Annotated in this window: 7 protein-coding genes; all 7 read right to left on the bottom strand. The window is 34.8% G+C overall.

All coding sequences use genetic code 11. The features are described from left to right. Nucleotides 1-229: 229 nt before the first annotated feature. Genes CN514_RS21460 through CN514_RS21430 form a run of 7 tightly spaced genes read right to left on the bottom strand, consistent with a single transcriptional unit; the run spans nt 230 to nt 5,134 of the window. Nucleotides 230-1,690, bottom strand: coding sequence for a spore germination protein (locus CN514_RS21460; RefSeq protein ID WP_098234321.1), 1,461 nt, complete (start codon nt 1,688-1,690; stop codon nt 230-232). Next, on the bottom strand, nt 1,687-2,250 hold the full coding sequence (gene spoVAEA, locus CN514_RS21455) for a stage V sporulation protein SpoVABEA (RefSeq protein ID WP_069031813.1): 564 nt from the start codon (nt 2,248-2,250) through the stop codon (nt 1,687-1,689). The genes CN514_RS21460 and spoVAEA overlap by 4 nt, the downstream gene beginning before the upstream one ends. Before the next feature lie 3 nt (nt 2,251-2,253). Then, nucleotides 2,254-2,604 carry a stage V sporulation protein AE gene (gene spoVAE, locus CN514_RS21450; RefSeq protein ID WP_098234320.1) on the bottom strand — a complete coding sequence of 117 codons (351 nt, stop codon included), beginning with the start codon at nt 2,602-2,604 and terminating at the stop codon, nt 2,254-2,256. 11 nt (nt 2,605-2,615) lie between these two features. Then, nucleotides 2,616-3,623, bottom strand: coding sequence for a stage V sporulation protein AD (spoVAD, locus tag CN514_RS21445; RefSeq protein ID WP_098234319.1), 1,008 nt, complete (start codon nt 3,621-3,623; stop codon nt 2,616-2,618). 13 nt (nt 3,624-3,636) lie between these two features. After that, the gene (spoVAC, locus tag CN514_RS21440) at nt 3,637-4,089 is read right to left on the bottom strand and encodes a stage V sporulation protein AC (RefSeq protein ID WP_098234318.1); all 453 of its coding nucleotides are present in this window, start codon (nt 4,087-4,089) and stop codon (nt 3,637-3,639) included. Between the two features lie 12 nt (nt 4,090-4,101). Further along, the gene (locus CN514_RS21435) at nt 4,102-4,518 is read right to left on the bottom strand and encodes a stage V sporulation protein AB (RefSeq protein WP_098234317.1); all 417 of its coding nucleotides are present in this window, start codon (nt 4,516-4,518) and stop codon (nt 4,102-4,104) included. Then, entirely contained in the window at nt 4,511-5,134 is a 624-nt protein-coding gene (locus CN514_RS21430; RefSeq protein ID WP_098234316.1) for a stage V sporulation protein AA, read from the bottom strand. The genes CN514_RS21435 and CN514_RS21430 overlap by 8 nt, the downstream gene beginning before the upstream one ends. Between the last annotated feature and the right edge of the window lie 200 nt (nt 5,135-5,334).

The following is a 5,334-nucleotide window of genomic DNA, read 5'->3' as shown; positions in this document are numbered from 1 at the left end:
GTAACCGGGTTTGTTGCAGTTAAAAAGGAAGTTGTCAATTAAGAAAAGCGAGGTGAGTCTCGCCTAAGCATCGAGCTGCAAAAAGGGGTCGGTTTTATCTAATACAAATGAAGCGCTGTTGAGATCCCCTCCCTAGCGCTAGTACATATATTAAAATTAATATGAGGGCGTCTATTTACCAGTTAATTTGACTCCTAAGACACCCCCTATTTTATTTTAACTTACCAGATTAAATGGTGGCATCACCGATTGTTTTTCCACCTTTTTGATGTTGGCTTTCACTAGCTTTTGTACGGATAACTAAATGCCAGAAGGCTCTGCCATCAAATGGGATAAATGGCCAAAAATAAGGTGTATTTAAAGTATTTAGGCCCGCTAAAAACAGTATAAATAATGTTGAACCAATCATAAATCCTTTAACACCTAATATTGCAGTTAAAATTAATATAAAAAATTTGGCCAATTTATTTGCAAGGGCTAGCTCATAACTAGGCGTTGCATATGATCCTATCATTGACACAGCCGTATATAGTACTACTTCCGGCTGGAAAAGTCCTACATCAATTGCGACTTGCCCAATCAATACTGCTGCAATAATCCCCATCGAAGTGGAAACAGCATTTGGTGTATGTATACTTGCCATTCGCAGGAATTCAATCCCCATATCGGCAATAATTAATTGTAAATAAATTGGAATATTACTTGTTTCCTTTGGACCAATATAACTTAATGATTTTGGTAATACCTCTGGATAATTACATAATAGTAACCAAAATGGTAATAAAAAGACTGACATAAAAATTCCTATATAACGACACCATCGAAGGAATGTACCAACTGTAGGAGTTTGTCTGAATTCTTCTGCATGTTGCATATGGTGGTAATACGTTGCCGGCGTAATGATTACACTTGGAGAAGTATCCACGATAATACATACATGACCTTCTAGAATGTGGTTTGCAACAACGTCAGGTCTTTCCGAATATCTAACTAAAGGAAATGGATTATATCCTTGCTTTAATATAAATTCCTCTAATTTCTTATCTGTCATTGTAAGACCATCAACGTGGATACCTGTAATTCGATCCCGAACTTCTTTTACAAGTTCCTCGTGCGCTAAACCTTCTATATACGATAAACATACATCTGTCTTTGAACTTTCACCTACTTGAAGAATTTCATTTCTTAAATTTTCATCGCGAATACGTCTTCTAATTAGGCCAGTATTATTAATAATGTTTTCAGTAAAACCATCTCGTGATCCACGTACTACTCGCTCGGTATCTGGTTCTGTTGGACCACGTCCAGGATAACTCCTAACATCGACTGCAAGTCCTTTATCTTCTCCATCAACTAATACTACAATTAAACCAGATAATACTTTCTTTATAACATCTTCAAATGTTAAAACGATCTCTACTGATTGATGGACAATTGTATCCTCAATATTTTTAAACATTGATTTATTTTTCTCGACTTTTTCTAACCCAATTAAGTCATCTAAAAATCTTTGAATAAAGCTTGTATCCGTTAATCCGTTAACATAATATAGATTAACTTCAACTTTATTTACAAAGATCACACGTTTTCCGACATCAAAACTTACTCCATACCCTATACGATCACTTATTGTATGAGCATTTGTAACTAGTTTATTTGTAAGTTTTGTCGGCTCTTTTTTCGTAGTCATTGGAGTTCACTCCTCTCGAGGATATATTCAATTGCTTTTCTTGTAATGGGTGAACCGATTTCAATATCATCTCTTCCACCCATTTTTCCAATATCGCCGATTCCTAAAATGAAAGGAATATTTAGTTGATCTAAATTATAAACGGTGTCTCCATTTATTCTCCCGATTTCAATATCAGGTACTCCATACTTATCGACACCGTATTCAGTTAAATTCCCTTCGTTATCAATGCTTACATCCACTTTTGTCCATTCTTGGTGATGTGTATTTGATGCTACTGCAAGTGCAGCAATAACTTCAATATGTTTATCACTCGCTACATATTTTAAAGCTTTTTCTCCAGGACCTTCTCCCATAAAGCCACTATCATCAAACAATACAAATACTGGTTCTTTTTGTGCTTGCATTATGATTTCAACCATTCTCTTTCCAGAGAACTTAGTGGGATTACCTTGCGATTGTGATATTGTGCATCCGCCAAATTGTTTTGCCAAATACTCAATACTCCGATGTGCATAAACATCTCCGTCGGTTACGATAATGATCCTTTTCTTTTTCATAAGTTAACCTTTTGGCTTAAAAATAAGTGCAATTATAAATGAGAATAAAATTGCTGCTGATATTCCAGATGAGGTTAGTGAAAAGATCCCCATTCCAATACCAATAAATCCGTGATCACTTGCTTCTGCCATTGCTCCATGTAATAAGGAATGCCCAAAACTAGTAATTGGAACGGTTGCACCTGCACCAGCAAATTTTATTAGCTTATCGTAAATTCCAAACCCATCTAAAATTGACCCAATTACTACAAATATGCACATCACATGCCCTGGTGTTAATTTTGTGAAATCAAAAAATAATTGGCCAACTACACAAATTAGACCTCCTACTATAAAAGCATTAACAAAATCCATCTGAACACCTCCTAACAGCTTTCGAAAACGACAGCATGTGAAATAGTTGGAATTGATTCTTTCTGTTGAATCATTGTTGGGCTTAATAGAGCACCGGTTGCCGCTACTAAAATTCGTTTATAAGTACCTTTATTTAACTCTTGAAATAAATGACCATATGTTACAACTGCTGAACAAGCACATCCACTTCCCCCAGCAAAAACTTCCTGATTTTCTCGATCATAGATTAGCAATCCACAATCATTGTATTTTCCTGCCATATCATATCCTTCTTCTCTAACAAGTTGTTCGCAAATTGGTGCGCCTACAGCTGAAAGATCTCCAGTTACGATAAAATCATAATCATCAGGTGTCGTATTTGTGTCCTTAAAGTGTTGTACGATTGTATAGGCTGCTGCTGGTGCCATCGCAGAACCCATGTCGAATGGATCTGTTAAACCTAAATCCTGAACTGTACCGATTGTGGCGCATTTTACTTTTATTTTGCTTTTTTTATTTGAAAGGAGAACACTTCCTGCACCAGTCACTGTAAAAGTTGCAGAATCTGGTTTTTGTCCACCGTATTCTGTAGGATATCTATATTGCCTTTCAGCAGTAGCATTATGGCTACTTGTTGCTGCCAATGCCATTTTTGCATAACCACTATCGATTAACTGAGCACCAAGTGCAGCTGTTTCCATTGAAGTTGAGCACGCTCCAAACATACATAAAAAAGGAAGTTGCAATTCCCTTGCCATAAAGTTCGCAGTAACATTTTGATTTAATAAATCACCTGCTAAAAAAACATCGATATCTTCTACGGTTTTGTTTGCTTTTTTTAGTGCAACTGAAATTGCATTTCTCATTAATGCTCTTTCTGCTAATTCCCAATTATCTTCATTACAATGTAAATCTTCATAAGCATAATCAAATTTACCAGCTAATAGTCCCAAGTTTTCTCTTGGTCCTACAGCGGTTCCAGATGCCTGAACATAAACACCATTTTGAAACTCCCAAGTTTGTTTACCGACTAAAGCCATATGTAGTCACCTCCTAAAAGAATACTTTAAATGCGTATCGTATCATTCCAACGACATATGCCGAAACAACTCCATAAACAATTACACAACCAGCTAGTTTAAACATATTTGTTGCAACCCCTAAAACTAGACCTTCACTTCTATGTTCCATAGCAGCACTTGTCATAGAGTTGGCAAAGCCTGTAACAGGAACAGCAGATCCTGCACCTGCAAATTGTCCAATTTTGTCATATATACCTAACCCTGTTAGTAAGCTAGAAATTAAAACAAGTGTAGCTACAGTTGGATCACCTACATTTTTTTCAGTAAAATTAAAATAGTTAATATAAATCTTTGTAATACACTCTCCTAAAAAACAGATAAATCCTCCAACTAAAAATGCTTTAATACAATTTTTTAATACTGGCTTTTTCGGTTGGTATGGTTTTATATTCTCTTTATAATTAGCTTTTAATTTCCCACTCATTTCATCCATCCTTTACTCTATAAAATAAATCCAATGAAATAACGACCCAAATACTTTACCTAGTGCGATTGCCATTAATAAGTAGACAATTTTCTTTTGAATGCCAATTCGTTTTGCTAATATTGGAAAAACGTTTAAAACTTCGGTTAATGCTGCAGCTAACATTCCAATAAAAATACCTGCTAACAGACCGATAAAAACTGAAAATATATTCGGCAAATTAAATACGGTATTTCGCAAACTAATCCAGCAACCAAAAAGTGCACCTAAAATAACTGCAAACTCATAAGCTCGAATTTTTTTAATCGTTTTTGTTAACTGCGTTAGTCTTGGAATAATTCCAATAACCGATAAAAATGCTACAAAGCCCGTACCAACAGCAATACCTCCTGAAAAACCTACAAACACTATAAACAACTCTCTAATCATCGGTATTTACACTTTTGTTTGGCTTTTTATTTTCGTTTACTAACACATATTCATCCATTGAGCGTTGATACTGAAACATTTCTACTTCAAGAGGACTCGGTTCTTCGTTTAATCTAGTCTTAAACCATTGATTAAAAAATAAAATCATCCCAATTCCTAATCCAAAAGAATATGGTACTTGAAGTAATAAAGGTTTATGATTATGTTCTCCTGTAATCATATAGTAAATTCGTTGTTGAACCTGCTGCATGCTAACATCTTCATGGAAATAAATAATTGCTAATGAAGAACCTGTAAATAACAAGATCCAAACGAAACAAAACAGAATGAAACGATCCTTTGAAACTTCATTTTTAAGTTCTATTATGCACATTGTCACTCCAACGAGCTCGAACGAAATATCAGGTTCAATTTCAAGAATTAGTGGTAAAAGCTCTAGAATATCAATAAGTGTATGTGTACCATCCTCCTTTTTTGATTCATGTACAATGATGTTTTGAATTTTGGTTAAATCAACATTAATCCCTTGTAATCGTGCAATCTCTCTTAGATGTACACGTTTACCAACTTGTACAACGATTCGATTAAGTAATTTAATATATAAAACCTTATTCATACTTTCCCCTCAGTTTCAAAGCTTTATGAATTCAATTACAACTAGTATGTGAAAACTTCCCAAAAATATAAGTCCTGTAAGATTAATCTGAGTAGTTCAGTTAGTAAAAAAAGGAAAAGTTAGTCGTCAACCCTAGTGAAAAAAGCATCTGATAGTGGAACTTGAAGTTGTTCATCTTTATTTGAAACTAGAGTTACAGT

The sequence above is a fragment of the Bacillus sp. AFS001701 genome (assembly GCF_002559405.1).
Classification (GTDB): domain Bacteria; phylum Bacillota; class Bacilli; order Bacillales; family Bacillaceae_G; genus Gottfriedia.
Note: the sequence above shows the minus strand (reverse complement) of the source record. Positions and strands in the feature narration are given on the sequence as shown.